The sequence below is a fragment of the Tsukamurella ocularis genome (genome assembly GCF_965138335.1).
Lineage (GTDB): Bacteria > Actinomycetota > Actinomycetes > Mycobacteriales > Mycobacteriaceae > Tsukamurella > Tsukamurella ocularis_A.
Map to the genome: position 1 here is coordinate 104953 of NZ_CBCSDV010000013.1, position 26585 is coordinate 131537.

23 protein-coding genes are annotated in these 26585 nt (G+C 71.8%); 8 read left to right on the top strand and 15 right to left on the bottom strand.

What is annotated here, in order from left to right:
* Positions 1–8: 8 nt before the first annotated feature.
* Positions 9–2357, bottom strand: a complete 2349-nt coding sequence (locus ACNAYW_RS13595; protein ID WP_415850218.1) for an ATP-dependent DNA helicase RecG — start codon at positions 2355–2357, stop codon at positions 9–11.
* Positions 2354–4018: a DAK2 domain-containing protein gene (locus ACNAYW_RS13600; protein WP_415850219.1), complete on the bottom strand. Its 1665-nt coding sequence runs from the start codon at positions 4016–4018 to the stop codon at positions 2354–2356. Before ACNAYW_RS13600 ends, ACNAYW_RS13595 begins: the two co-directional genes overlap by 4 nt.
* Positions 4019–4188: 170 nt before the next feature.
* Between ACNAYW_RS13600 and rpmB the strand changes: the two genes are divergently transcribed.
* A complete protein-coding gene (rpmB, locus tag ACNAYW_RS13605) occupies positions 4189–4380 on the top strand; it encodes a 50S ribosomal protein L28 (protein WP_068521417.1) in 192 nt (63 codons plus the stop codon).
* A gap of 106 nt (positions 4381–4486) precedes the next feature.
* On the opposite strand, the gene ACNAYW_RS13610 is transcribed toward rpmB, so the two are convergent.
* Both ACNAYW_RS13610 and ACNAYW_RS13615 read right to left on the bottom strand, forming a co-directional pair.
* The gene (locus ACNAYW_RS13610) at positions 4487–5182 is read right to left on the bottom strand and encodes a uracil-DNA glycosylase (protein ID WP_415850243.1); all 696 of its coding nucleotides are present in this window, start codon (positions 5180–5182) and stop codon (positions 4487–4489) included.
* Positions 5182–6195, bottom strand: coding sequence for a thiamine-phosphate kinase (locus ACNAYW_RS13615; protein WP_415850220.1), 1014 nt, complete (start codon positions 6193–6195; stop codon positions 5182–5184). The genes ACNAYW_RS13610 and ACNAYW_RS13615 overlap by 1 nt, the downstream gene beginning before the upstream one ends.
* Positions 6196–6214: 19 nt before the next feature.
* Here ACNAYW_RS13615 and ACNAYW_RS13620 point away from each other — a divergent pair, with 19 nt between their 5' ends.
* The gene (locus ACNAYW_RS13620) at positions 6215–6799 is read left to right on the top strand and encodes a DUF3515 domain-containing protein (RefSeq protein WP_415850221.1); all 585 of its coding nucleotides are present in this window, start codon (positions 6215–6217) and stop codon (positions 6797–6799) included.
* A gap of 19 nt (positions 6800–6818) precedes the next feature.
* Here ACNAYW_RS13620 and ACNAYW_RS13625 read toward each other — a convergent pair whose 3' ends face one another.
* Positions 6819–7904, bottom strand: coding sequence for a D-alanine--D-alanine ligase family protein (locus ACNAYW_RS13625; protein ID WP_415850222.1), 1086 nt, complete (start codon positions 7902–7904; stop codon positions 6819–6821).
* A 67-nt stretch (positions 7905–7971) separates the two neighbouring features.
* Complete coding sequence (locus ACNAYW_RS13630; RefSeq protein WP_415850223.1) at positions 7972–9003, bottom strand: NAD(P)H-dependent glycerol-3-phosphate dehydrogenase; 1032 nt, start codon at positions 9001–9003, stop codon at positions 7972–7974.
* Positions 9004–9113: 110 nt separating this feature from the next.
* On the opposite strand from ACNAYW_RS13630, the gene cofC reads away from it, so the two are divergent.
* Genes cofC through ACNAYW_RS13645 form a run of 3 tightly spaced genes read left to right on the top strand, consistent with a single transcriptional unit; the run spans position 9114 to position 12948 of the window.
* Entirely contained in the window at positions 9114–9815 is a 702-nt protein-coding gene (gene cofC / locus ACNAYW_RS13635) for a 2-phospho-L-lactate guanylyltransferase (RefSeq protein ID WP_415850224.1), read from the top strand.
* Between the two features lie 53 nt (positions 9816–9868).
* Positions 9869–12004, top strand: coding sequence for an RNA degradosome polyphosphate kinase (locus tag ACNAYW_RS13640; RefSeq protein WP_415850244.1), 2136 nt, complete (start codon positions 9869–9871; stop codon positions 12002–12004).
* Complete coding sequence (locus tag ACNAYW_RS13645; protein WP_415850225.1) at positions 12001–12948, top strand: NUDIX hydrolase; 948 nt, start codon at positions 12001–12003, stop codon at positions 12946–12948. Before ACNAYW_RS13640 ends, ACNAYW_RS13645 begins: the two co-directional genes overlap by 4 nt.
* Before the next feature lie 34 nt (positions 12949–12982).
* Here ACNAYW_RS13645 and ACNAYW_RS13650 read toward each other — a convergent pair whose 3' ends face one another.
* From ACNAYW_RS13650 to leuC, 3 genes are all read right to left on the bottom strand, one after another.
* A complete protein-coding gene (locus ACNAYW_RS13650; RefSeq protein WP_415850226.1) occupies positions 12983–13699 on the bottom strand; it encodes an HU family DNA-binding protein in 717 nt (238 codons plus the stop codon).
* 168 nt (positions 13700–13867) lie between these two features.
* Positions 13868–14455 carry a 3-isopropylmalate dehydratase small subunit gene (gene leuD, locus ACNAYW_RS13655; protein ID WP_415850227.1) on the bottom strand — a complete coding sequence of 196 codons (588 nt, stop codon included), beginning with the start codon at positions 14453–14455 and terminating at the stop codon, positions 13868–13870.
* 30 nt (positions 14456–14485) lie between these two features.
* A complete protein-coding gene (leuC, locus tag ACNAYW_RS13660) occupies positions 14486–15919 on the bottom strand; it encodes a 3-isopropylmalate dehydratase large subunit (RefSeq protein WP_415850245.1) in 1434 nt (477 codons plus the stop codon).
* Between the two features lie 87 nt (positions 15920–16006).
* Between leuC and ACNAYW_RS13665 the strand changes: the two genes are divergently transcribed.
* Positions 16007–16729, top strand: coding sequence for an IclR family transcriptional regulator (locus ACNAYW_RS13665; protein WP_415850228.1), 723 nt, complete (start codon positions 16007–16009; stop codon positions 16727–16729).
* 14 nt (positions 16730–16743) lie between these two features.
* On the opposite strand, the gene ACNAYW_RS13670 is transcribed toward ACNAYW_RS13665, so the two are convergent.
* From ACNAYW_RS13670 to ACNAYW_RS13685, 4 genes are all read right to left on the bottom strand, one after another.
* The gene (locus ACNAYW_RS13670) at positions 16744–17868 is read right to left on the bottom strand and encodes an AAA family ATPase (protein ID WP_415850229.1); all 1125 of its coding nucleotides are present in this window, start codon (positions 17866–17868) and stop codon (positions 16744–16746) included.
* Between the two features lie 3 nt (positions 17869–17871).
* Positions 17872–18909: an aliphatic amidase gene (locus tag ACNAYW_RS13675; RefSeq protein ID WP_415850230.1), complete on the bottom strand. Its 1038-nt coding sequence runs from the start codon at positions 18907–18909 to the stop codon at positions 17872–17874.
* A 37-nt stretch (positions 18910–18946) separates the two neighbouring features.
* The gene (locus tag ACNAYW_RS13680) at positions 18947–19585 is read right to left on the bottom strand and encodes an AmiS/UreI family transporter (RefSeq protein WP_415850231.1); all 639 of its coding nucleotides are present in this window, start codon (positions 19583–19585) and stop codon (positions 18947–18949) included.
* Between the two features lie 104 nt (positions 19586–19689).
* The gene (locus ACNAYW_RS13685) at positions 19690–20070 is read right to left on the bottom strand and encodes a MarR family transcriptional regulator (RefSeq protein ID WP_415850232.1); all 381 of its coding nucleotides are present in this window, start codon (positions 20068–20070) and stop codon (positions 19690–19692) included.
* Between the two features lie 108 nt (positions 20071–20178).
* On the opposite strand from ACNAYW_RS13685, the gene ACNAYW_RS13690 reads away from it, so the two are divergent.
* Complete coding sequence (locus ACNAYW_RS13690) at positions 20179–21225, top strand: substrate-binding domain-containing protein (protein ID WP_415850233.1); 1047 nt, start codon at positions 20179–20181, stop codon at positions 21223–21225.
* Here ACNAYW_RS13690 and ACNAYW_RS13695 read toward each other — a convergent pair.
* Positions 21212–22528 (bottom strand): DUF2235 domain-containing protein, encoded by a 1317-nt coding sequence (locus ACNAYW_RS13695; protein WP_415850234.1) that lies wholly within the window; start codon positions 22526–22528, stop codon positions 21212–21214. The genes ACNAYW_RS13690 and ACNAYW_RS13695 overlap by 14 nt on opposite strands.
* A gap of 45 nt (positions 22529–22573) precedes the next feature.
* Positions 22574–25198, bottom strand: coding sequence for a helix-turn-helix transcriptional regulator (locus ACNAYW_RS13700; RefSeq protein WP_415850235.1), 2625 nt, complete (start codon positions 25196–25198; stop codon positions 22574–22576).
* Between the two features lie 280 nt (positions 25199–25478).
* Between ACNAYW_RS13700 and ACNAYW_RS13705 the strand changes: the two genes are divergently transcribed.
* Positions 25479–26279 carry a hypothetical protein gene (locus ACNAYW_RS13705; RefSeq protein ID WP_415850236.1) on the top strand — a complete coding sequence of 267 codons (801 nt, stop codon included), beginning with the start codon at positions 25479–25481 and terminating at the stop codon, positions 26277–26279.
* Positions 26280–26585: the final 306 nt, after the last annotated feature.

Genomic DNA, 26585 nt, shown 5'->3' on the forward strand with positions numbered 1-26585 from the left:
TCGCCGCCTTACGCCTTGTCGAGGTAGTCGCCGCGGTCGCCGCCGAGGATGACCTCGTTCATGCTCCGCAGGGCCTCGTGGCGCTCGAGATCCGGGTCCTCGCCGACGATCTCGTAGGCGAGGTCCCGGGCGGCGGCGAGCACGTCGCCGTCCTGCGCGAGATCGAGGAAGCTCAGGCGCCGTGCGAGGCCGGACTGATCGACGCCGAGGATGTCGCCGAAGCCGCGGTACTCGAGGTCGAGCTGCGCCAGCGCGAAACCGTCGACGGTCTCGGCGACCTTGTTCAGCCGCTCCAGCGTGCGCTCGGACCCGGTGGCGGTGATGAGCAGGCAGAGTCCCGGCAGGCCGCCACGGCCGACGCGGCCGCGCAGCTGGTGCAGCTGGCTGATGCCGAAGCGGTCGGCGTCGCGCACCACCATCGTGGTGGCGTTCGCGACGTCGACGCCGACCTCGATCACGGTGGTCGCGACCAGCACGTCGATCTCGCCGGCGGCGAAGGCCGCCATGATCTCGGACTTCTCCTCGGCGGGGAGGCGGCCGTGCAGCAACGCGATCCGGTGCTCGCCGAGCGGACCGGCGGCGAGTTGGTCGTACATCTCGATCGCCGAGACGGTCTTCGGCTTCGCTTCCTCTTCGTCAGGATCGTCGCGGGAAGAGTTCCGTGCCTGCGCCTTCGGCGCCGACGGCGGCTTGTCGAAGTCGTAGTCCTCGTCGGTGAACCCGGCTTTGGCCTGTTCGCCGGTGGCGTCGTCACCGATGCGCGGGCACACCACGTAGACCTGTCGCCCCGCGCGGACCTCCTCGTCGACCCGCGCCCAGGCCCGCGCGACCCATGCCTCCCGGTCCTCGGGGACCACCGAGGTCTGGATCGGCTGCCGCCCGCGCGGCAGCTCCCGCAGCACCGACGTGGCCATGTCGCCGAACTGGGCCAGAGCGACGGTCCGCGGGATCGGCGTCGCCGTCATCACGAGCAGGTGGGGCATGGAGTCGTCGTCGGTGCTCTCGCCGGTGCCCTTGCGCCGCAGCCGGTCGCGCTGCTCCACGCCGAACCGATGCTGCTCGTCGACCACCACCAGGCCCAGCCGGAAGAACTCGACGGTGTCCTCCAGCAGCGCGTGGGTGCCGATCACGATGCCGGCCTCGCCGGTGACGATGCGCAACAGCGCCGCCCGGCGCTGCTTGACGGTCATCGAGCCCGTCAGCAGGGTCACCGTCGTCGCCTCCTCGGCCGCACCCAACTGACCGGCCTCGGCGAGATCGCCGAGCATCGTCGTGATCGACAGGAGGTGCTGCGTCGCCAGGACTTCGGTGGGGGCCAGGAGCACCGCCTGGTGGCCGGCATCCACCGCGGCAAGCATCGCCAGCAGCGCGACGAGCGTCTTGCCGGAGCCGACCTCGCCCTGCAGCAGCCTGGTCATCGGGTGGTCGCGGGCCATGTCATCCAGGATCTCGGCGAGCACGCCCTCCTGACCCGCGGTGAGCGAGAACGGGAGCCGCTCCCGGAGCCCCGCCTGCAGCGGACCGTCGGGCGTGTGCAGGGGCGGCGCCCCGACGATGCCGACGTCGTGCGCCCGGCGCGCGAGCGCGGTCTCGATGGCGACGGCCTCGTCGAAGGCGAGGCGACGCCGCGCCCGGTCGGCCTGCGCGCGACCGTCGGGCTTGTGCGCGGCGCGCACCGCATCGTCGAGGCTCATCAGCCCGTGCAGCGCGAGGAACGCGGGCGGCAACGACTCGGGCACCGGCGCAAGGCGTTTGAGCACGCTGTCGACCAGCGACAGGATGAGCCACGTCGGCATGTTCTTCGTGCCGTGGTAGATCGGCACGGTCGGCTGCATCAGCAGGCTCAGGTCGGCGAACTTGAGCCGCTTCGAGCCGGCCTTGGTCGAGCCCGCCTCGTTGGCGGCGAGGGCCTCCGCCGAGGTGATCGTGGTGTCCGGCAGGACGAGCCATTCCGGATGGGTCAGCTGGAGCTTGCCGTTGAACTCGCCGAGCCGGCCGATCAGCAGCAGTTGCCGGTCGGGCTGGATCGGCTTGGGCAGGTAGTTGAAGAAGGTCACGTCGTAGGCCCGGACCTTGTTGACCACCTGCACCTTGAACATCTTCTTGCCGCGGTGGTGGGCCCGCGGCGGGGTGATCGCGGTGACGGTCCCGATCACGACGATGTCGTCGCCGATACGCGGCTCGGAGCGCCGGGTCCCGTCGTCCTCGACGGCACCGCCCTCGTACCGGAACGGGAAGTGCCGTAGCAGGTCGCCGACGGTGGCGAGCCCGAGCTCGGCCGTCGCCGCCTCGGCGATCTCGGGGTCGACGGCCTCGGCGAGCGGCGTCTGCAGCGTGAGGGTGCGCGCAGCGGTCATTCGACGCCGATCTCCATCACGCTCGCGGTCTGCCCGCCGACGTAACCGACGACCTCGACCTCCGGACGATCCGGGCGGAGGGCGGCGCTGACCCGATCGGGGAAGTCGCCGTCGCCGGCGTCGCCCAGCAGCACCGTGACCATGTCGCCGCCGGTCGCCAGCAGCAGCTCGGCGAGGGCCTCGCCGGCGGAGTACTGGTCCTCCTCGAGAACCACCACCTCGCCGCCGACCATCCCCAGGTAGTCGCCGGGGCCGCAGGGCCCGAGGATCGTCAGCGCGTCCTCGGTGACGGCCACCACGGAACCGCACCGCGCCCCCGCGGCGGCCTCCGCCATCGAGTAGGTGTCGTCGGCGGCGTGGCCGTTCGGCTCGTGGACGGCCAGCGCCGCGATCGCCTGCACCATGGACGAGGTCGGCAGCAGCGTCACCAGCACCCCCGATTCGCGCGACCGCGCCGCCACCGCGAGGAGCTCCGGGGTGGGCAGCGCACCGTTGGGCATGAGCAGCACCTCCCGCCCCTCGAACCGGTGCAGCGCGGCGAGCAGCTCGGCATGGGTCATCCCGGTGTCGCAACGGATCACCTCCGCGCCCGCGGCGGCGAACAGTTCCGCCGCGCCGTCGCCTGAGACCAGCGCGACGATGGCGCGGGGCGCGTCCAGGAGCGCCTGCAGCGGTGTCTCGGTGTGCCCCGTCTCCTGCAGGACGTTGACGGCGATGCTGCGGAGCTTGCCGTGCGCGAGGCCCGCCTGGATGGCCCGGCCCGGTTCGGTGGTGTGCGTGTGCACCGACCACGTCGCGACCGGATCCGGGTCCGCGGCCGCGACCACGACCACCGAATCGCCGAAGGACTGCAGTTCGCCGCGCAGCCGCGTCGCGGCCGCGTCGGTGGCGTCCGGCAGGAGATACATCACCTCGTAGTCGGCATGGGGGCCGCGGGGCGGGTCGTCGTGCGGCCCGTGCGCGTGGCCGTGGCCGGCATCGACGTGGACCTGGACGTGCGGTGCGATCTGCCGGCCGAACCGCGGGCGTTCGGGCGCAGCGCCGGACGTGATCTCGACGAGTGCGTCCAACAGCACCAGCAGCCCGCGGCCGCCCGCGTCGACAACGCCCGCGGCGGCGTTGTCCGCGAGCTGGTCCCGGGTGCGGAGGAGGGCGTCGAAGGCCGCGTCGGCGCAGGCCCGGGCGCAGCCCGCGAGGTCGCCGCCGCCCGCCAGGGCGGCACCGGCCCCGTCGGCGGCCGCCCGCAGCACGGAGAGGATGGTGCCCTCGATCGGGTCGGCGACGGCCGTGGTCACCAGGTCCGTCGCGTTGCGGAGGCCGGTGGCCAGCCCCTGGGCGGTGAGGTCCGCGTCGGGGCCGAGCTGCGCGGCGAGTCCGCGCATGATCTGCGAGACGATGACGCCCGAGTTGCCGCGCGCGCCGGCGACCGCTCCCGCGACCGTCGCCCTGGCCACGGCGTGCGGTCCCTCGTCCCGGTCCGCCTCCTCCGCCGAGCGGGCCGCGGCCCGGAGGGTGACCAGCATGTTCGTACCGGTGTCCGCATCCGCGACCGGGAAGACGTTGAGGGTGTTGATCTCATCGACGGCGCGCTCGAGTCCGAGGACGGCGCGCCGCAGCCACGCCACCACCACGCGGCCGTCCTCCGCATTCGGTCCCGTCACAGCTGCCAGCCTAGTAGGCGCGCTCTCCCGGTACGGGCCCCGGAGCGGTTTGGCTCCGCCGCCGGGCTCGGCTATGCTTGCAGGGTTGCCTCGCGTCCGAGCGTGATCTTTCACGTCCGCGACCGGCGGGGCGAAGCACTGGTTTTCAACGATACGAGGAGTACACGACTATGGCTGCCGTCTGCGACGTCTGCGACAAGGGCCCCGGCTTCGGTAAGTCGGTCTCGCACTCGCACCGGCGTACCAACCGCCGGTGGAACCCGAACATCCAGACCGTGCGCGCCCAGGTCGCGCCCGGCCAGACCCGGCGCCTGAACGTGTGCACCTCGTGCATCAAGGCCGGCAAGGTCGTTCGCGGCTAGTACGCGAGAGTTTCCGTCGAAGGCCCGTGACCTCCTCGGTCGCGGGCCTTCGGCGTCTCCGTCGACCGGCGCCCGAGTACGCGGATACGACCGCCGCGTCGTGGCGTCAGCGCACCTGAGCCAGGTGCGGCAGGCGCCAGTCGACGGGTTCCGCACCGAGCTCCACCAGAGCCGCGTTCGCCTTCGAGAAGGGCCGGGAGCCGAAGAAGCCCCGCGACGCGGACAGCGGTGAGGGGTGCACCGATTCGATGCGCGGGACGTCGCCCAGCCGCGGGCCGAGCGACGCGGCGTCGCGGCCCCACAGGATGGCGACGAGCGGTGCGTCGCGCGCGACGAGCGCGTCGATCGCGCACTCGGTGACCTTCTCCCAGCCCTTCCCGCGGTGCGAGGCGGGCGTGCCCGGGCGCACCGTCAGGACGCGGTTGAGCAGGAGCACGCCCTGCTCGGACCACGGCGAGAGGTCGCCGTTGGCGGGCATCGGCAGCTCGAGATCGTCGCAGTACTCGCGGTAGATGTTCTGCAGGCTCCGCGGGATCGGCCGCACGGCCGGGTCGACGGAGAAGGAGAGCCCCACGGCGTGACCGGGCGTGGGGTACGGGTCCTGTCCGACGATGAGCACGCGCACGTCGTCGAAGGGCTGCCGGAAGGCCCGCAGCACGTCGGCGCCGGCGGGCAGGTATCCCCGCTCCTCCGCGATCTCGCCGCGCAGGAAGTCGCCCATCGCGGCGATCTCCGCGGCCACCGGTGCGAGGGCCTCCGCCCATCCGGCCTCGACGCTGTCGGTCAACGGTTTCGCCGTTATCACCCGTTCTCCTCGGTCTCGGTGAAGGTGTTCCAGCCGCCGGCGGCCGGGCCGGCATCGCCGTCGACGGTGACGGTGCCCGCCCGCAGCGCGCCGGGCGCGGCCGCGGTGCCGATGGCCCGCCACCCGGCCGGGAGGACCGCCCCGCTGGGAAAGGTCGCGAGGAGGGCGTGGTCCTCGCCGCCCGTGCGGACCCAGCGATCGGCGTCGGCGGCGAGCGCCGCGGCGCAGGCGACGAGCTCGGCGTCGGGGGCGAGCAGCGCACCGTCGAGCGCGATGGTCACGCCGGAGGCACGGGCGAGGGCCCTCGCATCCCGGAGGAGTCCGTCGGAGACGTCGGTGAGGGCGGTCGCGCCCGCGTCGGCCGCCTGCGGCCCGGCAGCGAGCGGCGGGGCCGGGCAGCGATAGGTCTCGACGAGGCCGTCGAAGCCGTCGCGCCCCGCCAGTAGGACGTCGAGGCCCGCGGCCGAGTGACCGAGCGTGCCGCACACCGCGACCACGTCCCCGGGCCGCGCGCCGGACAACAGCACGGGCGCCCGGCCCTGCAGGTCGCCGAGCACCGTGACCGCGAGCAGTACCTGCTCGGTACGCACCACGTCTCCCCCGGCGATGGCGCCGCCCGCCTCCGCCGCGCCCCGAGTGGTGCCGCGCGCGACGCCCGCGATGACGTCCTCGCCGGTCTCGGGCGGGCACCCCAGCGTCACCGTGAAGGCGGTGCACACCGCGCCCATGGCGGCGATGTCCGCGGCGTTCTGCGCGATCGCGCGCCGACCGACGTGCTCGGGGGTCGTGAGGTCGAACCGGAAGTGCCGTCCCTCGACGATCGCGTCGGAGGAGACCACGACCCGGCCGTCGGTGGCGGCGACGACCGCCGCGTCGTCCCCCGGGCCCACCGGGACCCGCGGGTCGGGGCGCACACCGCCGGTGGCCAGCGCGATCACGCCGTCCTCCCCCAGCTCCGCCGCGGTGCGCACGCGGGGCTGCGCAGGGCTGTCCGGCTCCTCTGATCTCATCGCGGCTACCGTATCGGACGTGAGCGATGCAGACGACGAGACCACCGCGACCCCGGACGCCGGCGCGCGCCGCAGCCCCGCCTTCCTCGCGACGGCGGTGGCCCTGCCGGTGGCGGTGGTGGCCTGCTTCATCGTCTTCCTGGTCCTGGCGCAGCAGAAGCAGGGCGACGCGCGCGACGCGGCGGAGGCCGGGCACCTGAAGTCGATCGCGGCACCGTCGTCGGGCGACGCGGCGTGCGGGACGCTGCTCGGCGCGCTCCCCGCCGACCTCGACGGTTTCCGGCGCACCGGCGACGCCGAGCCCGCGGGCTTCGCTCGGTGGACCAGCGAGAAAGCGGGCGCCGTGGAGGTGCGGTGCGGCACCGACCGGCCCGCGGAGCTGACCGCGACCGCGAAGTTGCAGATCATCAACGGAGTGCAGTGGCTGCAGGCCGCCCCGGCCGGCGCGCCCGCCCCCGACGGCGGCAGCTACTGGACGGCGGTCGACCACCGCCCGTACGTCACCGTCTGGGTGCCCGACGGTGCCGGCACCTCGGCGGTGCAGGCGACCTCGGATGCGATCCGCGAGCACCTGCAGGCGGCATCGCTCGACCTGGGACGGTGAGCCGGACCGGGGCCGGCTGCTACCGGAGGCCGGTGCCCCGCGCGAGCGCGGTGTCGATGAGCAGCGTGAGCAGCTCGGCGTAGTCGACGCCCGACTCCGCCCACATCCGCGGGTACATCGACGTCGACGTGAACCCCGGCATGGTGTTGACCTCGTTGATCACGGGCCCGTCGGGGGTCTGGAAGAAGTCCACGCGCGAGAGGCCCTGGCAGTCGAAGGCGTGGAAGGCCCGGACCGCGAGGTCGCGGATCACCGCGGCCTGCTCCTCGGTGAGGTTCGCGGGCACGGTGTACTGCGCGCGGTCGTCGAGGTACTTGGTCTCGAAGTCGTAGAAGGAGTGCTCGGCATCGGCCGCCATCTCGATCTCGGCGATCGCCGACGCCGCGACGGTGCCGTCGGGTCGCTCGAGCACCCCGATCTCGACCTCGCGGCCGATCACGGCAGCCTCGATGATGACCTTGGGGTCCCACTTGCGGGCCGCGGCGATCGCCGCGGGCAGCTCGGTCAGGTCCGTGACCCGGGTGATGCCGATCGACGATCCGCCCCGGGCGGGCTTGACGAACAGCGGGAGGCCCAGCCGGTGCAGCACGTCCGCCGGGACCTCCGTGTCGCGCTGGCGGAGCACGTGGTAATCGCCCACCGGCAGGCCGTCGGCGGCGAGCAGCTTCTTCGCGAACTCCTTGTCCATACCCGCGGCGGAGGCGAGCACACCCGCGCCCACGTAGGGCACGCCGACCATCTCCAGCAGACCCTGCAGGGTGCCGTCCTCGCCGTACGGGCCGTGCAGGACGGGGAAGACGACGTCGACGGTGCCCAGGACCTCACCCGCGCTGTCGGCGTGCACCGAGACGAGTTCCGCGCCGGGCAACAGCGCGAGATCCGTGGGAGCGTCCGCCACACTCGGAAGCGCACGATCGGCGAACCGCAGGGCCTTCGCGTCCACGTCGGAGAGCACCCACGCGCCGGCCTGCGTGATACCGACGGGGATCACCTGGAAGCGCTCGGGGTCGAGGTGGGCGAGGATGCTGCCCGCCGACACGCACGAGACCGCGTGCTCGCTGCTGCGCCCGCCGAAGACCACTGCCACCCTGATTCGCTCCGTCACGGTCGCCCACCTTACGTGTCGGCCGAACGGAGGGCCACGCGGTCACCCGCGCGCCGGAACCGTGGGTCTAGTCGGCGTCCTTGGGGCGCCACTCGCCGCCGACGTCGCGATTGAGCAGGTCGTCCATGGCGCGGGAGACGGGCACGCCGTCGTAGCAGACGGCGCGCACGGCCTCCGTGAGCGGCATCTCGACGCCCACGCGCCGCGCCAGGTCGGCGATGGAGATGCACGACTTGGCGCCCTCGGCGACCTGGCCGTGTGCGGCGGCCTGCGCCTGGTCGACGGTCATCCCCTGGCCGAGGCGTGCGCCGAAGCTGAAGTTGCGGGACTGCGGCGAGCTGCAGGTCGCGACGAGGTCGCCCACGCCGGCGAGTCCGGCCAGCGTCAGCGGCTGGGCACCGAGCGCCGTGCCGAGGCGCAGGGTCTCGGCGAGGCCGCGGGTGATGATCGCGGCCCGCGAGTTCTCGCCCAGGTTGATGCCGGACGCGATGCCGCAGACGAGGGCGATCACGTTCTTCGTGGCGCCGCCGATCTCGCAGCCCACGACGTCGTCGCTGGTGTAGGGCCGGAAGTAGTCGGTGCGCACCAGGTACTGGGCGCGGGAGGCGCGGTCGGCGTTGTCGGAGGCGACCACGGCGAGGGTGGGCTGGCCCTTGGCGATCTCCTTCGCGAAGTTCGGCCCCGTGAGCACGGCGAGGCGATCGCGGTCGATGCCCGCGGCGTCGACGACGACCTCGCTCATCCGGTCCAGCGTGCCGATCTCGATGCCCTTGGCCAGGTTCACCACGGTGACGTCCGGCGGGATCAGGTGGCCCCAGTCCCGCAGGTTGGCGCGCAACGACTGCGAGGGCACGGCCAGCACCACGAGCCCGGCGCCGCGCATCGCCTCCTCCGGATCGTGTGTCGCGGAGAGGTTCTCGGGGAGCACTCCCTCGGGCAGGTACTGCGCGTTGATCCGGGTCTCGTTGATCTGGTCGGCGACCTCCTGGCGGCGGCACCACATCCGCACCCGATGCGGCTCCGGGCGGGTGGCCTCCGCGAAGACCTTCGCCATCGCGGTTCCGAACGAACCCGCCCCCATCACCGCAACGTCGACCATCCCGAGCCCCTCCTCGCATCGCCACGCCCACCGGATCCGCGGGCGCTCGGGTGAGCCTATCGCCCGCCCGGAGACGGCAGGGTCGGTTCGGCACGCCTACATTGGTGCTCATGAGCTCACCGCACGTGGCCGCCGCGCGCCCCGCCGCCGTCGTGGTGACCGCTGTGAAGTCGCTCGACGCCGCCAAGTCCCGGTTCGCGGCGCCCGGCGACGGCCTGCGGGACGCGGTACCCGGACTCGTGCTCGCGATGCTGCTGGACACCCTCGCCGCGGCCTCGGCGACGCCCGGGGTCCGCGGTGTGTACGTGGTCTCCCCCGATCCCGCGGTCCGCACCGCAGCGGAGGCGGCCGGCGCGCGCACCGTCGACGAACCGGAACCGGGCGGCCTCAACGTCGCTCTCGAGGCGGGGGCGCGCGCCGCGCGCGCCGAGCACGGCCCCGGGGTCGCGGTGCTGGCGCTGCAGGCGGACCTGCCGGGCGTCACCGCCGCGGAGCTCGAGGCCTTCCTCACGGCGACGGCCGACCGCCGGGGTTTCGTGCCGGACCGCGCCGGGACGGGTACCGCGGCGCTCTACGCGCCCCCGGGGACCGATCTGCGCGCCGCCTTCGGGCCGGACTCCGCTGCGGCGCACGGTTCCGACGGCGCCGCGCGGCACGCCGGACCCTGGCCGGGCCTGCGCACGGACGTCGACACCCCGCAGGACCTGGCGGCGGCGGGGCCCCTGGGCGAACACACCGCGACGGCCCTCGCCGCGGCCGATCGGGGCTTCGCGTCGAACGCACGCGTCCGATACGCCAGAATGGAGCGGTGACCACCGAGCCTCCCGCCCCCTCCGCCGAACCGACGTCCGCCCCGAGCACCGCGGTGGCCGAGCCGGCCCTCCCGCCCTCGGGACGGCCGACGGCGATCCCGACCGCGCCGCCCGCGGCGCCCGCCGAGGTGACCAGCGATCTGCCCGAGGACCGCTACCTCAACCGGGAGCTGAGTTGGCTCGACTTCAACGCCCGCGTGCTGGCGATGGCGGAGGACGCCTCGCTTCCGCTGCTGGAGCGGGCCAAGTTCCTGGCGATCTTCGCGTCCAACCTCGACGAGTTCTTCATGGTCCGGGTGGCGGGCCTCAAGCGGCGCGACCAGATGGGCCTGTCGGTCCGCTCAGCCGATGGGCTCTCGCCCCGCGAACAGCTGCGCCTGATCTCCCAGCGGACCCAGGAACTCTCGCACAAGCACGCCCTCGTGTTCAGCGACGCCGTGCGTCCCGAGCTGGCGGCACAGGGGATCTCGGTGGTCAGCTGGACCGACCTGTCCGCGGCCGAGCGGGAGGACCTCACGGCGTACTTCCACACGCAGGTCTTCCCGGTGCTCACGCCGCTCGCCGTCGACCCGGCGCACCCGTTCCCGTACATCTCGGGCCTGTCGCTCAACCTCGCGGTGGCGGTCGTCGACACGTCCACGGGCGGCGAGCATTTCGCCCGCGTGAAGGTGCCGGACAACGTCGCCCGCATGGTCACGGTCCGCAGCGATCGGATGGATCACGCGGTGCTCCCGCTCGAGGACCTCATCTCCGCCCACCTCGACGTCCTCTTCCCGGGGATGACGGTGTCGGAGCACCACGTCTTCCGGATCACGCGCAACGCGGACTTCGAGGTCGAGGAGGATCGGGACGAGGACCTGCTGCAGGCCCTCGAACGGGAGCTCGCCCGCCGCCGCTTCGGCTCCCCCGTGCGCCTGGAGGTGGCGGAGGACATGTCCGAGCACATGCTCGAGCTCCTGTTGCGCGAGATGGACGTCGATCCGGCCGATGTCATCACGGTGCCGGGCCTGCTGGACCTGAACTGCATGTTCGAGCTGTACGGGGTGGACCGCCCGGACCTGAAGGAGAAGCCCTTCGTCCCCGTGACGCACCCGGCGTTCGGTGAGCGGGAGACCCCGAAGAGCGTCTTCTCCACGCTCCGCGAGGGCGACGTACTGGTGCACCATCCGTACGACTCCTTCTCGACCAGCGTGCAGCGGTTCATCGAGCAGGCCGCCGCGGATCCCCATGTGCTGGCGATCAAGCAGACCCTCTACCGCACCTCGGGCGATTCGCCGATCGTCGATGCGCTGATCGATGCGGCCGAGGCCGGCAAGCAGGTCGTGGCGCTGGTCGAGATCAAGGCCCGGTTCGACGAGCAGGCGAACATCAAGTGGGCCCGCAAGCTCGAGCAGGCGGGCGTGCACGTGGTGTACGGCCTGGTGGGCCTGAAGACGCATTGCAAGACCTGCCTGGTGGTTCGGCGCGAGGGCTCGACGATCCGCCGCTACTGCCACATCGGCACGGGCAACTACAACCCGAAGACCGCGCGGCTGTACGAGGACGTCGGCCTGTTCACGGCCGACCCCGATCTCGGCGCAGACCTGACGGACCTGTTCAACCGGCTCACGGGCTACTCCCGCAAGGAGGAGTACCGCAACCTGATGGTCGCACCGCACGGCATCCGGGCGGGCATCGTCGAGCGGATCGACCGGGAGATCGAGCTGCACCGCGCCGGCAAGCCGGCGGGCGTGCAGCTCAAGGCGAACGCCGTTGTGGACGAGCAGATCATCGACGCGCTGTACCGGGCGAGCCAGGCGGGCGTGCCCGTGGAGGTCGTGGTCCGCGGTATCTGCGCGTTGCGGCCCGGCGTCCCCGGGGTGAGCGACAACATCACGGTGCGTTCGATCCTCGGGCAGTTCCTGGAGCACTCGCGGATCCTGCACTTCCGCGGCGCGGACGAGTTCTGGATCGGCAGCGCCGACATGATGCACCGCAACCTCGACCGCCGCGTCGAAGTGATGGCGCAGGTGAAGGATCCCCGGCTCGCCCGGCAACTGGGCGAGATGTTCGACTCCGCGCTCGATCCGGCAACCCGTTGCTGGGTGCTCGACGGTGACGGCAACTGGAACGCCTCCCCCGTCCCGGGCGAGACGGTCCGGGACCACCAGCGGGAACTCATGCGCGCGCATCGCGCGAGCCAGCGGTGAGCGGCGGAGGCGAGGGCGCGGTCGTCCGCGCCTCCGGGGGCGTCCTGTGGCGCCCCTCGCCGGACGGCCCGGAAGTGGCTGTGGTGCACCGGCCGCGCTACGACGACTGGTCCCTGCCGAAGGGGCACGTCGAAGCCGACGAGAACCCCGTCGTCGCGGGGCTGCGCGAGGTGGTGGAGGAGACGGGCTTCGGGGCCCGGTTCGTCCGCGCCGTGGGCCAGGTGTCCTACGACGTGCCGCGGCGCAAGCGTCACGGCCCGGGCGGCGGCACCGTCCGCAAGCGGGTCGGATACTGGTCGGCCCTCGCGGATTCCGGCGTCTTCGTGCCGAACGAGGAGACCGACGAGCTGCGCTGGCTGCCGCTCACGGCGGCGACGGCACTCCTGAGCTACCCGATCGACCGGCGGATCCTGCGGGCCTTCGGCAAGCAGCCGCGGTCCACCGCCACGATGCTGATCGTCCGGCACGCCAAGGCCGGCCGGAAGCAGGGCTACCAGGGCGACGACCTGGCGCGCCCGCTGGACCGCAACGGGCGGGCCCAGGCGGAGGCCCTGGTGGACCTCCTGGGGGCCTTCGGGCCGGGTCGCCTGCTCTCGGCGCCGCCGGTGCGGTGCACCCAGACGCTGGAGCCCCTGGCGGCCGAGACGGGCCTGCCCCTGGAGGAGGAGCCGACGATGTCGGAGACCGCCTACGCGCGGGATCCGGCGGCCGCCCACCGGCGGATCCGCGAGATCGCGCGGACGGGCGAGGAATCGGGCACGGTGCCCGTGGTGTGCAGTCAGGGCGGCGTGATCCCGGATCTCACCGCCTGGTGGGCCGGAGCCGACGACGTGCGCCTCCCGGCGGCCCGGAACCGCAAGGCCAGCGTGTGGGTGCTCACCACCGAGGGCGGGCGCCTGCTGACCATGGACCACATCGACAGCCCGCTGCCCCTGGAGCACTGAGGCGTCCAGGGGCAGCGGGCCCGACGGCGTCGTTCTACTTCTTCGCGGCCTTCTTGGCGGGAGCCTTCTTGGCCGGGGCCTTCTTCGCGGGGGCCTTGGTCGCGGCCTTCTTGGCCGGCGTGGCCTTCGCCGGAGCCTTCTTGGCGGGGGCCTTGGTCGCGGCCTTCTTCGCGGGAGCCTTGGTCGCGGCCTTCTTGGCCGGCGTGGCCTTCGCCGGAGCCTTCTTGGCGGGGGCCTTGGTCGCGGCCTTCTTCGCGGGCGCCTTGGTCGCGGCCTTCTTGGCGGGCGCCTTGGTCGCGGCCTTCTTGGCGGGGGCGGCCTTGGTCGCCTTCGCGGGGGCCTTCTTCGCGGCCGCCTTCGTGGCAGTCGCCTTGGCTGCCTTCGCCGGCGCCTTCTTCGCCGCCGCCTTCTTGGCGGGCGCGGCCGCGGTCGCCGAGCTGCGCCGGACGGCGGGACCCGAGGCCGGCAGCTTCGCCGAGCCGGAGATCACGGACTTGAACTGCGCGCCGGGACGGAACGCGGGCACGGAGGTGGGCTTGACCTTCACGGTCTCGCCGGTGCGGGGGTTGCGGGCGACGCGAGCGGCGCGCTTGCGCTGCTCGAAGACGCCGAAGCCCGTGATGGTGACGGACTCACCGGCGTGGACGGCACGGACGATCGTGTCCACGATCGCCTCGACGGCGGCGCCGGCGGTCCGGCGGTCGGTGCCCAGCTTCTCGGTGAGCGCCTCGATCAGTTCTGCCTTGTTCATGGACGATCTTCCTCTGTTGTCGGAGGCTCACCGCTGAGCCAACTAGGGACACCGTAAACGCAGAATTGCATTCAAACCAAGAGCCACGCCAGATTTGATCGAAGGTGTGTCGGAATGACAAGTGGCGGCACCGGTTCGATCCGGTGCCGCCACTGACAGGTTTCGCCGCTAAAGAGTGGCGGGTTTGTATGCGGGCCTACGGCTTTCGAATTCGGCGATGGCCGCGTCCTGCTGCAGGGTGATGCCGATGTCGTCCAGACCGGCCATGAGGCGGTGTCGGACCGGGTCGTCGATCGTGAAGGGGACTACCAAGTCCCCGGCGGTCACGGTCCGGTCCTCGAGGTCGACGGTGATCTCCAGCCCGGGGTCGTTCTCGAGCGCCTTCCACAGCAGCTCGACGTTCTCCTGCTCGACGAGCGCGGCCACGAGGCCCGCCTTGCCCGAATTGCCGCGGAAGATGTCCGCGAACCGCGACGAGATCACCACCCGGAAGCCGTAGTCCATGAGCGCCCACACGGCGTGCTCCCGGGAGCTGCCGGTACCGAAGTCCGGCCCCGCGACGAGCACCGAGCCGCGGTCGTACGGCGGAGTGTTGAGGATGAAGTCCGGGTCGGCGCGCCACGCCGAGAAGAGGCCGTCCTCGAACCCGGTGCGGGTCACGCGCTTGAGGTAGACGGCGGGGATGATCTGGTCGGTGTCGACGTTGGTGCGGCGCAGCGGCACGCCGATACCGGTGTGGGTGACGATGGCTTCCATGTTCGTTCTCCTTGAGCTGCGGCGGTGGCGTCAGACGCCGGCGACGGGGGCCAGATCGGCCGGGGCGGAGAGGGTGCCGCGTACGGCCGTCGCGGCGGCGACCGCCGGCGAGACGAGGTGCGTGCGGCTGCCCTTGCCCTGCCGCCCCTCGAAGTTGCGGTTCGACGTGGATGCGGAGCGCTCCCCCGCGGCGAGCTGATCGGGGTTCATGCCCAGGCACATCGAGCATCCGGCCTGCCGCCACTCCGCCCCGGCGTCGAGGAAGACCTGCCCCAGCCCCTCCTCTTCCGCCTGGGCGCGTACGCGCATCGAACCGGGAACGACGAGCATGCGGACGCCGTCGGCGACCTTGCGACCGCGGAGGATCTCGGCGACCGCGCGCAGGTCCTCGATCCGGCCGTTGGTGCACGAACCGACGAACACGGCGTCGACGGCGATGTCGCGCAGCGGGGTACCGGCCTCGAGGCCCATGTACTGCAGAGCCTTCGCCGCGGTCTCCTTCTCACCGTCCGAGCCGAAGGACTCCGGATCGGGCACGGAGGCGCTCAGCGGCGCACCCTGGCCGGGGTTGGTGCCCCAGGTGACGAACGGCGTGAGCGCGCTCCCGTCGATGTCGACCTCGGCGTCGAAACTCGCCCCCTCATCGGTGCGGAGGGCGTCCCAGGCCTCGATCGCCGCGTCCCAGTCCGCACCCTTCGGCGCATGCTCGCGGCCCTCGATGTAGTCGTAGGTGATCTGATCGGGAGCGATCAGGCCGGCCCGGGCACCGGCCTCGATCGACATGTTGCAGATGGTCATCCGGGCCTCCATCGAGAGCTTCTCGATGGCGCTGCCGCGGTACTCGAGGACGTACCCCTGGCCGCCGCCGGTGCCGATCTTGGCGATGATCGCCAGGATCAGATCCTTGGAGGTGACGCCGGGCTGCAGCTCACCGGTCACGTTGATGGCCATGGTCTTGAAGGGCTTGAGGGGCAGCGTCTGGGTGGCCAGCACGTGCTCGACCTCCGAGGTGCCGATGCCCATGGCGATCGCGCCGAAGGCGCCGTGCGTGGACGTGTGGCTGTCGCCGCAGACCACGGTCATCCCCGGCTGGGTGAGGCCGAGCTGCGGCCCCATGACGTGGACGATGCCCTGCTCGCCGTCGCCCATGGAATGCAGCCGGACGCCGAACTCGGCGCAGTTGCGGCGCAGCGTCTCCACCTGCGTGCGGGAGACCTCGTCGGCGATGGGTTGGACCAGCGTGTCGGTGGGCACGTTGTGGTCCTCGGTCGCGATGGTGAGGTCGGGGCGCCGCACCGGGCGGCCCGCCAGGCGCAGGCCGTCGAACGCCTGCGGACTGGTCACCTCGTGCACGAGGTGCAGGTCGATGTAGATGAGGTCGGGCTCGCGCGAGGCGCCCTCGCCCTCCCCCTTGACGACGACGTGCTGATCCCAGACCTTCTCGGCCATTGTGCGCGGCTGCATGATTTCCACCTGCTCCATGATCTTCGCCCAGCAGGTGGACGCGGGCTGCGCGTTGAATCCCACCATGCGAGAGCCTAGTATCGAACTATGGGAAAGGATACCGCACTGTCGGACGCCCCCGAAAGCCTCACCCCGGTGAGCGGCATCGGCGTGCTCGACAAGTCCGTCGCCGTGCTCCGGGCGGCCGCCGAGGAGCCGGCGACCCTGGCCGACCTGTGCGGTCGGACCGGGCTGCCGCGGGCGACGGCGCACCGTCTGGCCGTGGGACTCGAGCTGCACGGACTGCTCACCAGGGACGGCGACGGGCTGTGGCGGCCCGGGTCCGCGTTGCGCGAGCTCGCGGCCAGTACGGCGGACGCACTCGTCGAAACGGCGGCGATGGTGCTCCCCCGGCTCCGCGAGATCACCGGGGAATCGGTTCAGCTCTACCGCCGCGAGGGCGACCACCGCGTGTGCGTCGCCGCCGCCGAGCCGCCGTCGGGGCTGCGGGACACCGTCCCGGTGGGTTCAAGGCTGCCGATGACGGCCGGCTCGGGCGCGAAGGTGCTCGCGGCGTGGGCGGACCCCCGGACGGACTCCTTCTTCACCGACCGAGCGCTCGCCGAGGTGCGCAAGCGCGGCTGGGCGCAGAGTGCCGGCGAACGCGAGTCGGGCGTCGCCAGCGTCTCGGCGCCGGTCCGCAACCCACGGGGCGAGGTCATCGCGGCGATCTCCGTGTCGGGCCCCATCGACCGCATGGGCCGCCGGCCCGGCGCCCGCTGGGCGGCCGATCTGCTGCAGGCCGCGGAAGCGCTCCAGCGGCGGATCTGAGCAGCGGAACCGGACTAGCCCGCCCCGTCCACCCGGCAGTGGACGGCGGCACCGTCGACTACCAGGACCGCGGAGACCCTGCTCGCGGTGTCGGCCATGCGCGCCGCGCGGTGCGCGATCACCGCCTCGGCCACCATGGGCCACACCTCGTGCCGGATCGCACGACGCACCGAGCGCGCCCCGTACACGGGATCGAAGCCGGTCCGCACGAGGTGGGCGGCCACCGTGTCGTCGATCGTCAGGTCCACGCCGCGCTTGCGGGCGCGGTCGGAGAACAGCTCCAGCTCGTGCCGGGCCACCGCGACCGCGGTGTCCTCGGACAGCTCCTCGAAGAGCGTCACCTCGTCGATGCGGTTGAGGAACTCGGGATCGAAGAACCGCGCGATCGACTGCTCGGAGATCCGGTCGAGGCGGCCCTCCAGGACCCGATCCACCCGCTCCCCCGCCGGCGCCGGTAGCAGCCGCGAGACGGAGCGCCCGGCGCGGTGCCACGGACGCTCCTGCTCGGCCCGCAACTCACGGCTGCCGAGGTTGGACGTCATGAACACCAGACAGTTACGGAAGTCGTAGCGCTGCTGGCCGTTCGCCAGCGTCAGCTGCCCGCGGTCGAGGACGTGCAGCAGCGCCCGAAGCACTGTGGTGTGCGCCTTCTCCACCTCGTCGAAGAGCACGATCCCCGGCATGGAGACGGTGCCCTCGATGCGGTCGCGGTCGAAGACGCTGAGCCCCTCCTTCGATCCCGAGTAACCGGGCGGCGCACCGGCGAAGGAGGCCGCGTAGTGCTCCTGCGCCATGGCCGACATGTCCACCTGGCAGAAGTCGTCCGGCCCGGTCCGCAACGCCGAGGCGAGCTGGCGGACGATCTCCGTCTTGCCCGTGCCGGTGGGGCCGACCAGCAGGTGGCTCGCGAGCGGGCGGGTCTTGTCGGTGAGGCCCGCCTGCACCACCGAGAGGGTCTTGAAGATCGATTCGATCGCGTGGTCCTGCCCGAAGACGTTGGCGCGCAGCTGCGCCAGGATCCGCGCCGCGTCGACCCGCCCGACCGCGGCCTTCGCGAACTCGGCGTCGGTGGGACGGGTGGCCTCCCGGCCGCCGAGGTCGACGTCCTCGGCGGCCAGGCGATCGGTGATGAAGGGCACGGTCTACGCCTCGCGGGTCTTCTCGGTGGGGATGGTGCCGACGGGGCATTCGGCGACACCGATGGTGTCTCGGGTGAACGATTCGACCTGTTCCCGCGCGGCCTCGGCGTCGGTGACCCACAGCTTGTAGAAGTCGAAGGGGCACTCGGCGACGCCCTTGTCCCCCTCGCCCGCCGCATGGATGCCGGTGTAGCCGCGGTGGAGGATCTTGAACAGGTGGTTCTGCGACTGGTCGTGCTTGCGGGCGTCGCGGATCGTCGAGACGGAGAGCTGCGCGTACTGGATGCCGTACTCCTCCTCGCCCGTCTCGCCGAGGGTGCGGCCGTCGAATCCGATGATCGCCGAATGGCCGAAGTACGAGTAGACGCCGTCGAAGCCGGCGGCGTTCGCGACGGCGACGTAGACGTTGTTGGCCCACGCCATCGCCTTCGCCATGAGCACCTGCTGATCCTTCGACGGGTACATGTACCCCTGGCAGCGCACCACGAGCTCCGCGCCCTTCATCGCGCAGTCGCGCCAGATCTCGGGGTAGTTGCCGTCGTCGCACACGATGAGCGAGACCTTGAGCCCCTTGGGGCCGTCCACCACGTAGGTGGAGCTGCCGGGGTACCACCCCTCGATCGGGGCCCACGGGATGATCTTGCGGTACTTCTGGACGATCTCGCCCTGATCGTTGATGAGGATCAGCGTGTTGTACGGCGGCTTGTTCGGGTGGTCCTCGTGCTGCTCGCCGGTGATCGAGAAGACGCCCCAGGTGCCGGCCTTGCGGCAGGCGTCGGAGAAGATCTTCGTCTCCTCGCCGGGGATCGCGGCGGCCGTGGCGTACATCTCGTCGGGGTCGTACATGATGCCCTGCGTGGAGTACTCGGGGAAGACGACGAGGTCCATGCCCGGCAGGCCGGCCTTCATGCCGACGATCATCTCGGCGATCTTGTGACAGTTCTCGATGACGCCCGCGCGGTCGTGCAGGCGCGGCATCTTGTAGTTGACGACGGCGACGCCGACCGTGTCCGGGCTCGAGGAGATGTCTCCGTGACGCATGGTGGAACCTTTCGTTGATCTCGTTGGAGGAGAGGGGTTACGCGGTTTCGGGAACGGATTCAGCCGCGGGCCGGGGCGCTGCCATCGGCAGCATCGGCAGCGCCCGTGCGGCCACGCCGCTGAGCACCAGGAGCACGACGGCGATGGCGGCGGCCCACAGCGCCGCGGACGGGCTGGTGGGCCAGTTCCCGCGCCACATCAGCAGCGCGGGGATCGTGCAGGTCAGGTGCGAGCCGACGAGGATGAGCCAGCCGGTGAACGGCATCAGCGACGTCCGCCCGCAGGCGAGGATGAGGAAGAACATCAGCCACATCACGGCCCACACGAACCAGATGACGCCGAACACCGGATCGGCGGAGAGGGAGAAGGCGCCGAAGACGATCGCCATGGCGGCCACGAAGATCGAGTACCAGCCGAGGCCGCGGCCGTCGTTGCCCATGAGGTTGTTGACGCCGACGAACAGGTAGGTGAAGCCGAACAGGTAGCTCGACCCGGCCCCGAAGACCCCGTTGAGGTCTCCGTCGGCGGCGACCACGGCCAGCGTCGGGAGGACGACCTGCATCGCCCCGACGAAGAGATTGAAGACGCCCGCCTCGCGGGCGGAGATCGCCCCGAGGAACCAGGCCCCGTTGACGAACAGAACGGCTCCGACGAAGAGCAATCCGAGTGTGGTCATCGCGACTCCCGATTTATTACCGATTCGGCACTATCTCTGATCGGTAGTATCGGCGGGCGGTTCCGAGCGCGCAGCCGAATCGAAGAAAACGCAGGTGGGAGGGGTTACGAGAGCCGCAGGACGAGCGACTCCCACACCTCGCGGCCGGTGTCGGAGAGCGTCAGGAGGACGCTGCGCCGATCGCCCGGAGCGGGCCGGCGGTAGGCGAGGTTGCGCTCGACGAGGCGGTCCACCAGGCGGGTGGTCGACGACGGCGTGGTGCCGGTCCGGGCCGCGAGCTCGCCGACGGTGGCGCCCTCGACCGCGGCCAGGTGCCGCAGGGCGCGGAAGTGTTCGACGGTGAGATCGTGCTCCGCGAGGGCCGGGATGAGGACGTTCATGACGAGATCGTCGGCCTCGCACACGGCCGCGAAAGCGGTGCGCCCCGGCGCCTCCCGCATGTCCGCGCTCGCGTCCATAACCGCCCCGATCTTCGACTGTGTCATCGCAATCCGCGACCACTGTATCGCGTTCCGGCGCCGATGCGGGCCCGCTCCGCGTAGGCTCGGTGGTACACCGGTCCGTACTGCAGGACTTCGGACGAGCGGACGTCGATGAGCGAGTACACCGTTGGGCTGTTGTATCCCCGACGTGGCCCCGCGGGGCTGTTCGGCCCGTCGTGCCTCAGTTGCACGACACTGGCGGCCGATGACATCAACACCCGGGGCGGGATCCTCGGGCGGGAGTTGTCCGTGCGCCCCATCGACTCCGCGACCGGCGTCGCGAACGTGACCCGCGAAGTCGAATCCCTCCTGGCGGCCGGCGAGATCGACGCCATCGTCGGCTGGCACACCTCCGACGTGCGGCGGGCGCTCTCCGCGCGGCTGGACCTGCGGGTGCCCTACGTCTACACGGCGCTCTACGAGGGCGGCGAATCGACGGCCGGCGTCTTCCTCACAGGCGAGACCCCCGAGGAGCAGATCCTTCCCGCCCTCGAGTGGCTCCGCCGGGAACGCGGCCTGCGCCGGTGGTGGATCGTGGGCAGCGATTACCTCTGGGCCCGCGACAGCGCGAAGGCCTGCGTGCGGTTCGCGCGACGCCTCGGCGACGATCTCGTGGGGGCCCGCTTCGTCCCGGTCGGCACCGAGGACTTCTCGTCCGTGATCGCCGACATCGCCCGGTCCGACGCCGACGGCGTGTTGATGCTGCTGCTCGGGCAGGACGCGGTCGAGTTCAACCGGGCCTTCGCCGCGGCGGGCCTCGACGAGGCCTTCGTGCGGTACTCGCCGCTCATGGACGAGCACATGCTCATGGCCTCCGGCCCCGACGCCACGCGCGACCTGTTCGCCTCGGCGGGCTATTTCGATTCCGTGGTGACGTCCGAGTCGATGGAGTTCGGTGCCCGCTACTTCGGCCGGTTCGGCCCCGACGCCTGCACGCCCACGTCCATGGGCGAATCCTGTTTCGAGGGCATGCTCCTGCTCGAGTCGCTGTTGTCGACGGTGCGCAGCACGGACGTCCGCGACATCATGGCCGGGGTGGGCGGCGTGCACTACGAGGGGGCCCGCGGCAACATGGCGCTGCGCGACGGCCACGCGCATCAGCGCATGTACCTCGCGCAGGCGGAGGGCTGCGATTTCGACGTGATCAGCCAGCTCTGACACTGCTTGCCGGCGTCGCGCGGCTCTGCCCGGCGTCGCGCGGCGCGCTCAGCGTCGCGAAGTCCGGGACGTCGGTGTACAGGTTGTCCAGGGCACGCGCATCCACGGGGCCGGTGGACCCGTTCGCCTTCCGGCCGAGGACGGCCCGCACCTCGGCCACCCAGGGCGCCTCGTTCGGGTTGATCCCGCGCTGCGCGGCGGCCCGCTCGATGTGGACGTCGTAGGCGCGGCCGAGCGCGTCCTCCGCGCTGGGCGCGGTCGGCGCCATCGTGCGCCACCCGTCCACGAAGACCGGCACGACACCCGGCCGGGGCCGGTGCCACAGGTCTCGGATCTTCGCGACGACGTTGACGATCCGGTACCCGAACCCCAGCGAATCGCTCTCGACGGGACCCGTGGAGCACAGTCCCGGACCGATCCTGGACCAGTCGAAGCGCAGACCCGGGTAGTCGTCGTAGTCGTCCGGCCGGACGTCGACATCGGGCCGCACCGACTCCCGCAGGCGCCCCCGCTGCGCCGCCTCACCGACCATCCAGAGCAGGGACCGGTCCGAGTAGTACGAGTTCTGGTAGCCGCCGCCCACGTCGAGGTGGACGCCGTCGAACCACACCTGACGGATGTCCCGGTGCGCGCCGCCCCACAGGCAGGGCGCGAACAGCCGGCGGCGCTCGCCGAGCGCCAGCGCCTGGCGGGCCCGACACACCGTGTGGCTGAGCTCGACGTCGTGGAAGCGGTACTTCGCGCGGGCGATGCCGGGGAGGCCGAGTGCACCGACCGTGTCGAAGACGCCCAGAGTGTCGATCGTGACGGTGCCCGCGTCGTGGCAGTACGGCCGCAGCCTCGCGAGTGCCGCCGTGTGCTTCGGATCCTCCGTCGTGCCGGCCGGGCGCGCCCGGTACACCGCCATCGCCTCCGGCAGCTTGTCCTGCGCGACGCCGTCGCGGGTCAGCAGCCCGACGTGGGCGATCATCCCGATGAGGCTCCGAGCGGTGTACGCGCCGCGGCTGAAGCCGAACACCGAGATCCGATCCCCGCTCTCGTAGTTCAGCGCGAGGAAGAGGTAACAGTCGAGGATGTTGGTGTCGAGCCCGATCCCGAGGGCGCCGGCGAGAACGCGCTCGATCCCGCTGCCGGCGGAGCCCACGCCCCGCTGGTAGTAGACGATCTGGGCCTCGCCGTCGTGCCCGACGGGGGCCACCCCTCGAGCGATCTTCTCCACGTTCGAGACGTGCTGGTTGTCGGGCTTCTGCCACGTGCCGTCGCAGCAGATCACGAGGGTCTTCGGCTTCCGGATGTCGCTCATGGTCCGACCGTACGAAGCGGTCGGACACCGGTCACGAGTAGCGGACTACTCGATTCGGGCCGCATCGCGGCGCCCCCGGACGAGGGCGGACGCGAGGCCCGCGCGATCGGTCGCGTCCACCTTCGCGCACGCGCGGTAGATGTGCCCCTCGACCGTCCGGACCGAGAGGAACAGCCGGTCGGCGATCTCCTTGTTCGTGAGCCCGGCGGCGATGAGGTTCGCGATCTCCCGTTCCCGGGTGGTGAGCGGGAGCGGATGAGCGGACTCCGCGAGCGCGGGCGTCCGCAGGCCCCCGCAGGCCGCGGCCAGACGGTCCGCCGTGGCCGCGGACGCGTGCATCGCGCCCCGCCGGTCGGCCTGCGCATGCACGCTCGCCGCCGCAGCGGCCGCGTCCGCCGCGGAGGGCAGCGCGCCGATCCGCTCGAACTCCGCCGCGCACGTGTCGAGCCCTGCGCCGTCCCGCTCGGTCACGGCGCGCGCGTGCCGGGCGTACACGGGGGCGAGCACGCCGTCCAGGCGCTCGGCGAGCGCGTTCAGGCGGTCGGCGAGCACGGGATCGGCGTCGCCGAGCCGCGCGGCGGTGTGCAGGGCCTCCGCTTCGATGGCGCGCTGCCCGCTCACGGCGGCCGCGTCCGCCGCTGCCCGCGCAGTGGCGATGGCCACCGAGGTGATGCCGGCCGCCGCTTCCTGCCAGGCCTGCGCGAGCGTGAACTGATGGCCGAAGACCGCGACGTTGTCTCCGAAGTGACGCCGGGCGTCCTGCATCGCGGCCGCCGCGGACGCGGCGTCCCCCAGCGCCGCGTACGCCTGCGCCAGCTGGAAGCGCGCAGGGAAGACCCACGACACGTCGGGCCGGTCGCGCACCGTCGCGAGGGTCTGCTCGGCCTGCTGGACGACGCGCGCGAAACGGCCTTCCACGAGATCGACGGCGCTGACGTGGATGCCGGAGAGGGCCCACGCGAGGAACTGTCCCGCGGAGCGGAATTCGACGTAGCGCTGCGCGGCGGTTCGCGCGCGGTCGAAGGCGCCGGTGAGCGTCAACCCGAGGATCTCCCCGTAGCCGGCCGGGAACCGCAGCACGCCGTCGGTATGCGGTTCGGCCTCCCGGCCGCGGGCCGCGAGCGCCGCCACCTCGTCGCCACGACCGCTGAGCGCGCGGGCGAATCCGCCCGCGAAGACGGCCCATTCGACCGCCCAGGGCGTGGCCGCGGGCGATCCGATCACCCCGTCGGAGAGCTCCAGTGCCCGCGGCAGATCGTCGGTGAACGCGGCGCACGCCGCCCCGATCCCCTGCACGATGAGCGCGAGGACGGGGGTCACGACGCGCTCGGTGAGCAGCGCGAGCACCTCGTTCGCCGCGGCCACGTCGCCGACGGCCCAGAACAGGTTCCCGATCCGCTGCGCGCCCCAGAGCACCAGTTGGACCTCGTCCAGATCGTCGGGGTCGAAGCCGCGCAGCACGCGATCGGATTCGGCCGCCTCGCCCTGCCACATGAGCGCGCGCGCCAGGAGGCAGGCGGCCTGCAGGCCGGCCCCACCGTCCAGTGCGGCGCGCGCGAAACGCTCACCCATCGGCACGTTCGCGAGCATCAGGGCATCGCGCGCGGCATCGCACAGGAGGATCGGGTCGAGGTCGGCGTCGCTGTCGAGGGCGAGCCCCGCGAGCCGGATCCGGTCGGACGCCGACGACACCTCCCGCCGCCCCAGCGCCTCGACGAGATGACCACGCAGCCGCCGGGAGGACGCGAACCCCAGCCGGCCGCGGATCACCTCGCCGAAGAGGGGGTGCGCGTAGCGGACCGAGAGCGCGCGGCCCTCCCGGGCGATCCGGATGAGCCCCTCCGCCTCCGCCTTCTCCACCGCGTCGTCGCCGCCGAGATCGGCCAGCACATCGAGGTCGATCGGCTCGCACAGCGTCAACAGCTTGAGAACGTGCAGGACGGCGTCGTCGAGGTGGTCGACGCGCCCGTCGAGCAGCGAGGCCAGCTCCGACGTGACGGCGGCCCGCCCGCGCATCTGCCACACGCCGCCGACCTCACGCAGCGCACCGGATTCCAGCGCCCCTTGCACGAGATGCTTGAGGTAAAGGGCGTTGCCGCCCGAGGCCTCCCACATGAGGCGCGCGGAGAGGCCCTCGAGTCGCCCCCCGACGGCCGCCTCGACCAGTTCGACGCTCTGCTCCAACGTGAAGGGCTCCAGCGCGATCCGGACGACGTGCCCGTCCTTCCAGAGGTTCGTGATGGCGTCGGGTACCGCCTCGCCGCTGCGCACCGTGGCGATGAGGTGGACCGCGCGATCGATGGCCAGCTGGTGCAACAGGGTGGCGGACAGCTCGTCCAGCAGGTGCGCATCGTCCACCCCGACGACCAGATGCCCGTCCGCCAGGAGGGATTCCCGCGCCGCAGCCAGGTAGGTCACCGGGTCCGTGGAGGTCGCCGGACCGACGAGGTGGGCGAAGACTCCGAGCGGGATCCCCCGTGCGGACTCGGTCCCGGCGACCCATTGCACATGGAGGCTGGAATCCGCTGCGACCGAGCGCGCGAGCGTCGTCTTGCCGACGCCGGCGTCGCCGGTCACGATCACACCGCAGCCCGTGGATGCCATGTCGAGCGCGGCACGGACGTCGTCGTACTCGCGCCCCCGTTCGACGATCCGCACCTGCTGCCGCATGAACAGCTATTCTAGTACCGTCTCGGTCCGACGGCGCCGCTGGAATCCGGTGGATTTTCCTGCCCGACAAGTTTATTCGGGTACTAATGGTCGGAAATCCGATCTTTGCGATCCGCTGCCCCCACTCCCACACCGCCGGGGGCGGAGACCCCGCGGAATCGGGTAGCGCGCTACTCGTGCGCGTGAACGCTGCGCTGCGGAGACTTTCCCTCAGATCGCCGCGCCTCCCCCGTGGAATCCCTCCCCGCCCCGGCGATCTCCGCTTCGAAGGAGCGATCGAATGTCCGATTTCGTCTTCTGTGCCCGGGGCACCGGCGAACCCCTGTCGGGGAACATGCTGGACAACGTCACCCGGCGGCTGCACGGTGTCACGGTGGAACAGGTCGCCTACAGCGCGTCCATCAGTCTGGACAACGCCGCGCGCGACCCACTGGCACCGTCGGGCGACAACAGCGCGACCCAGGTGGTGAACTGGCTCCGCACCCGCATCGCCGCGCTCCATCCCGGGGACCGCTACATCGTCCTGGGCTACTCGCTCGGCGCGGTCGGCGTGATCCGGTGGCTCAAGACCAGCCCCGACACCGCCGGCTGCCGGATGGTCGGCACCATCGCCGATCCCAGCCGGCGGGCCGGCGTCTCCTACGGCCTCCCGATCGCGGCGGACCGCCTCGGCATCTACGCGACGGGCGGCACCGGGACGGTGCCGAACGACCAGCGGTCGCCGGTGCCGCTCTTCGAGATCGCGAGCCCCGGCGATGTGATGACCTCGTGCCCCGCCGTCTCGCCGCTCCACGCCTTCGCCGGGCCGGTGATGGCCTTCACCCTCACCGAGCCGCACGCCCTGATCGCGCAGCTGGTGGACGACGGCATCGAGGACGTGGTCGCCGATCTCGCGAACATCGCGCACTGGTTCGACCCGGGCTGGTGGTCCTGGCCGGCCGACCTCGCGGGCTTCGCGAGCGGTCAGCACACGACCGCGTACGGCCTGCCCATGTGGCGCGACAGCGCCAACCGGCCCGTCTCGGGCATCGATCTGCTGGCCCGCGTGTGCAGCTGGAAGATGTCGGCGGTGCCGGCATGAGCGCGTACACCCGCGACTCGGTCGCGGCCGCGTTCATCGCGGAGGGACGTCGCTCCGGCGTCTCCGAGCGCGGGATCGTCATCTGCATCGCGACCGGACTCGTCGAATCGAACCTCACCGTCTACGCCAACCCCGCGGATCCCGATTCGCTGCGGGANCCCCACGACGCCGTCGGNTCNGACGCCAACAGCGTCGGCCCGCTCCAGCAGCGCGCGCCGTGGTGGGGCTCGAGCGCCCACGAACGCATGGACCCGACGCTGAGTTCGCGCCTGTTCTACGGCGCCCTGAAGGCGCTGCCCTACGACT

Coding starts and splice junctions, on each gene's coding strand:
- ACNAYW_RS13595 (WP_415850218.1), bottom strand. CDS start 2,357: ATGACCGCTGCGCGCACCCTCACGCTGCAGACGCCGCTCGCCGAGGCC.
- rpmB (WP_068521417.1), top strand. CDS start 4,189: ATGGCTGCCGTCTGCGACGTCTGCGACAAGGGCCCCGGCTTCGGTAAG.
- ACNAYW_RS13615 (WP_415850220.1), bottom strand. CDS start 6,195: ATGAGATCAGAGGAGCCGGACAGCCCTGCGCAGCCCCGCGTGCGCACC.
- ACNAYW_RS13630 (WP_415850223.1), bottom strand. CDS start 9,003: ATGGTCGACGTTGCGGTGATGGGGGCGGGTTCGTTCGGAACCGCGATG.
- cofC (WP_415850224.1), top strand. CDS start 9,114: ATGAGCTCACCGCACGTGGCCGCCGCGCGCCCCGCCGCCGTCGTGGTG.
- ACNAYW_RS13650 (WP_415850226.1), bottom strand. CDS start 13,699: ATGAACAAGGCAGAACTGATCGAGGCGCTCACCGAGAAGCTGGGCACC.
- leuD (WP_415850227.1), bottom strand. CDS start 14,455: ATGGAAGCCATCGTCACCCACACCGGTATCGGCGTGCCGCTGCGCCGC.
- leuC (WP_415850245.1), bottom strand. CDS start 15,919: ATGCAGCCGCGCACAATGGCCGAGAAGGTCTGGGATCAGCACGTCGTC.
- ACNAYW_RS13665 (WP_415850228.1), top strand. CDS start 16,007: ATGGGAAAGGATACCGCACTGTCGGACGCCCCCGAAAGCCTCACCCCG.
- ACNAYW_RS13675 (WP_415850230.1), bottom strand. CDS start 18,909: ATGCGTCACGGAGACATCTCCTCGAGCCCGGACACGGTCGGCGTCGCC.
- ACNAYW_RS13680 (WP_415850231.1), bottom strand. CDS start 19,585: ATGACCACACTCGGATTGCTCTTCGTCGGAGCCGTTCTGTTCGTCAAC.
- ACNAYW_RS13685 (WP_415850232.1), bottom strand. CDS start 20,070: ATGACACAGTCGAAGATCGGGGCGGTTATGGACGCGAGCGCGGACATG.
- ACNAYW_RS13690 (WP_415850233.1), top strand. CDS start 20,179: ATGAGCGAGTACACCGTTGGGCTGTTGTATCCCCGACGTGGCCCCGCG.
- ACNAYW_RS13695 (WP_415850234.1), bottom strand. CDS start 22,528: ATGAGCGACATCCGGAAGCCGAAGACCCTCGTGATCTGCTGCGACGGC.
- ACNAYW_RS13700 (WP_415850235.1), bottom strand. CDS start 25,198: ATGCGGCAGCAGGTGCGGATCGTCGAACGGGGGCGCGAGTACGACGAC.
- ACNAYW_RS13705 (WP_415850236.1), top strand. CDS start 25,479: ATGTCCGATTTCGTCTTCTGTGCCCGGGGCACCGGCGAACCCCTGTCG.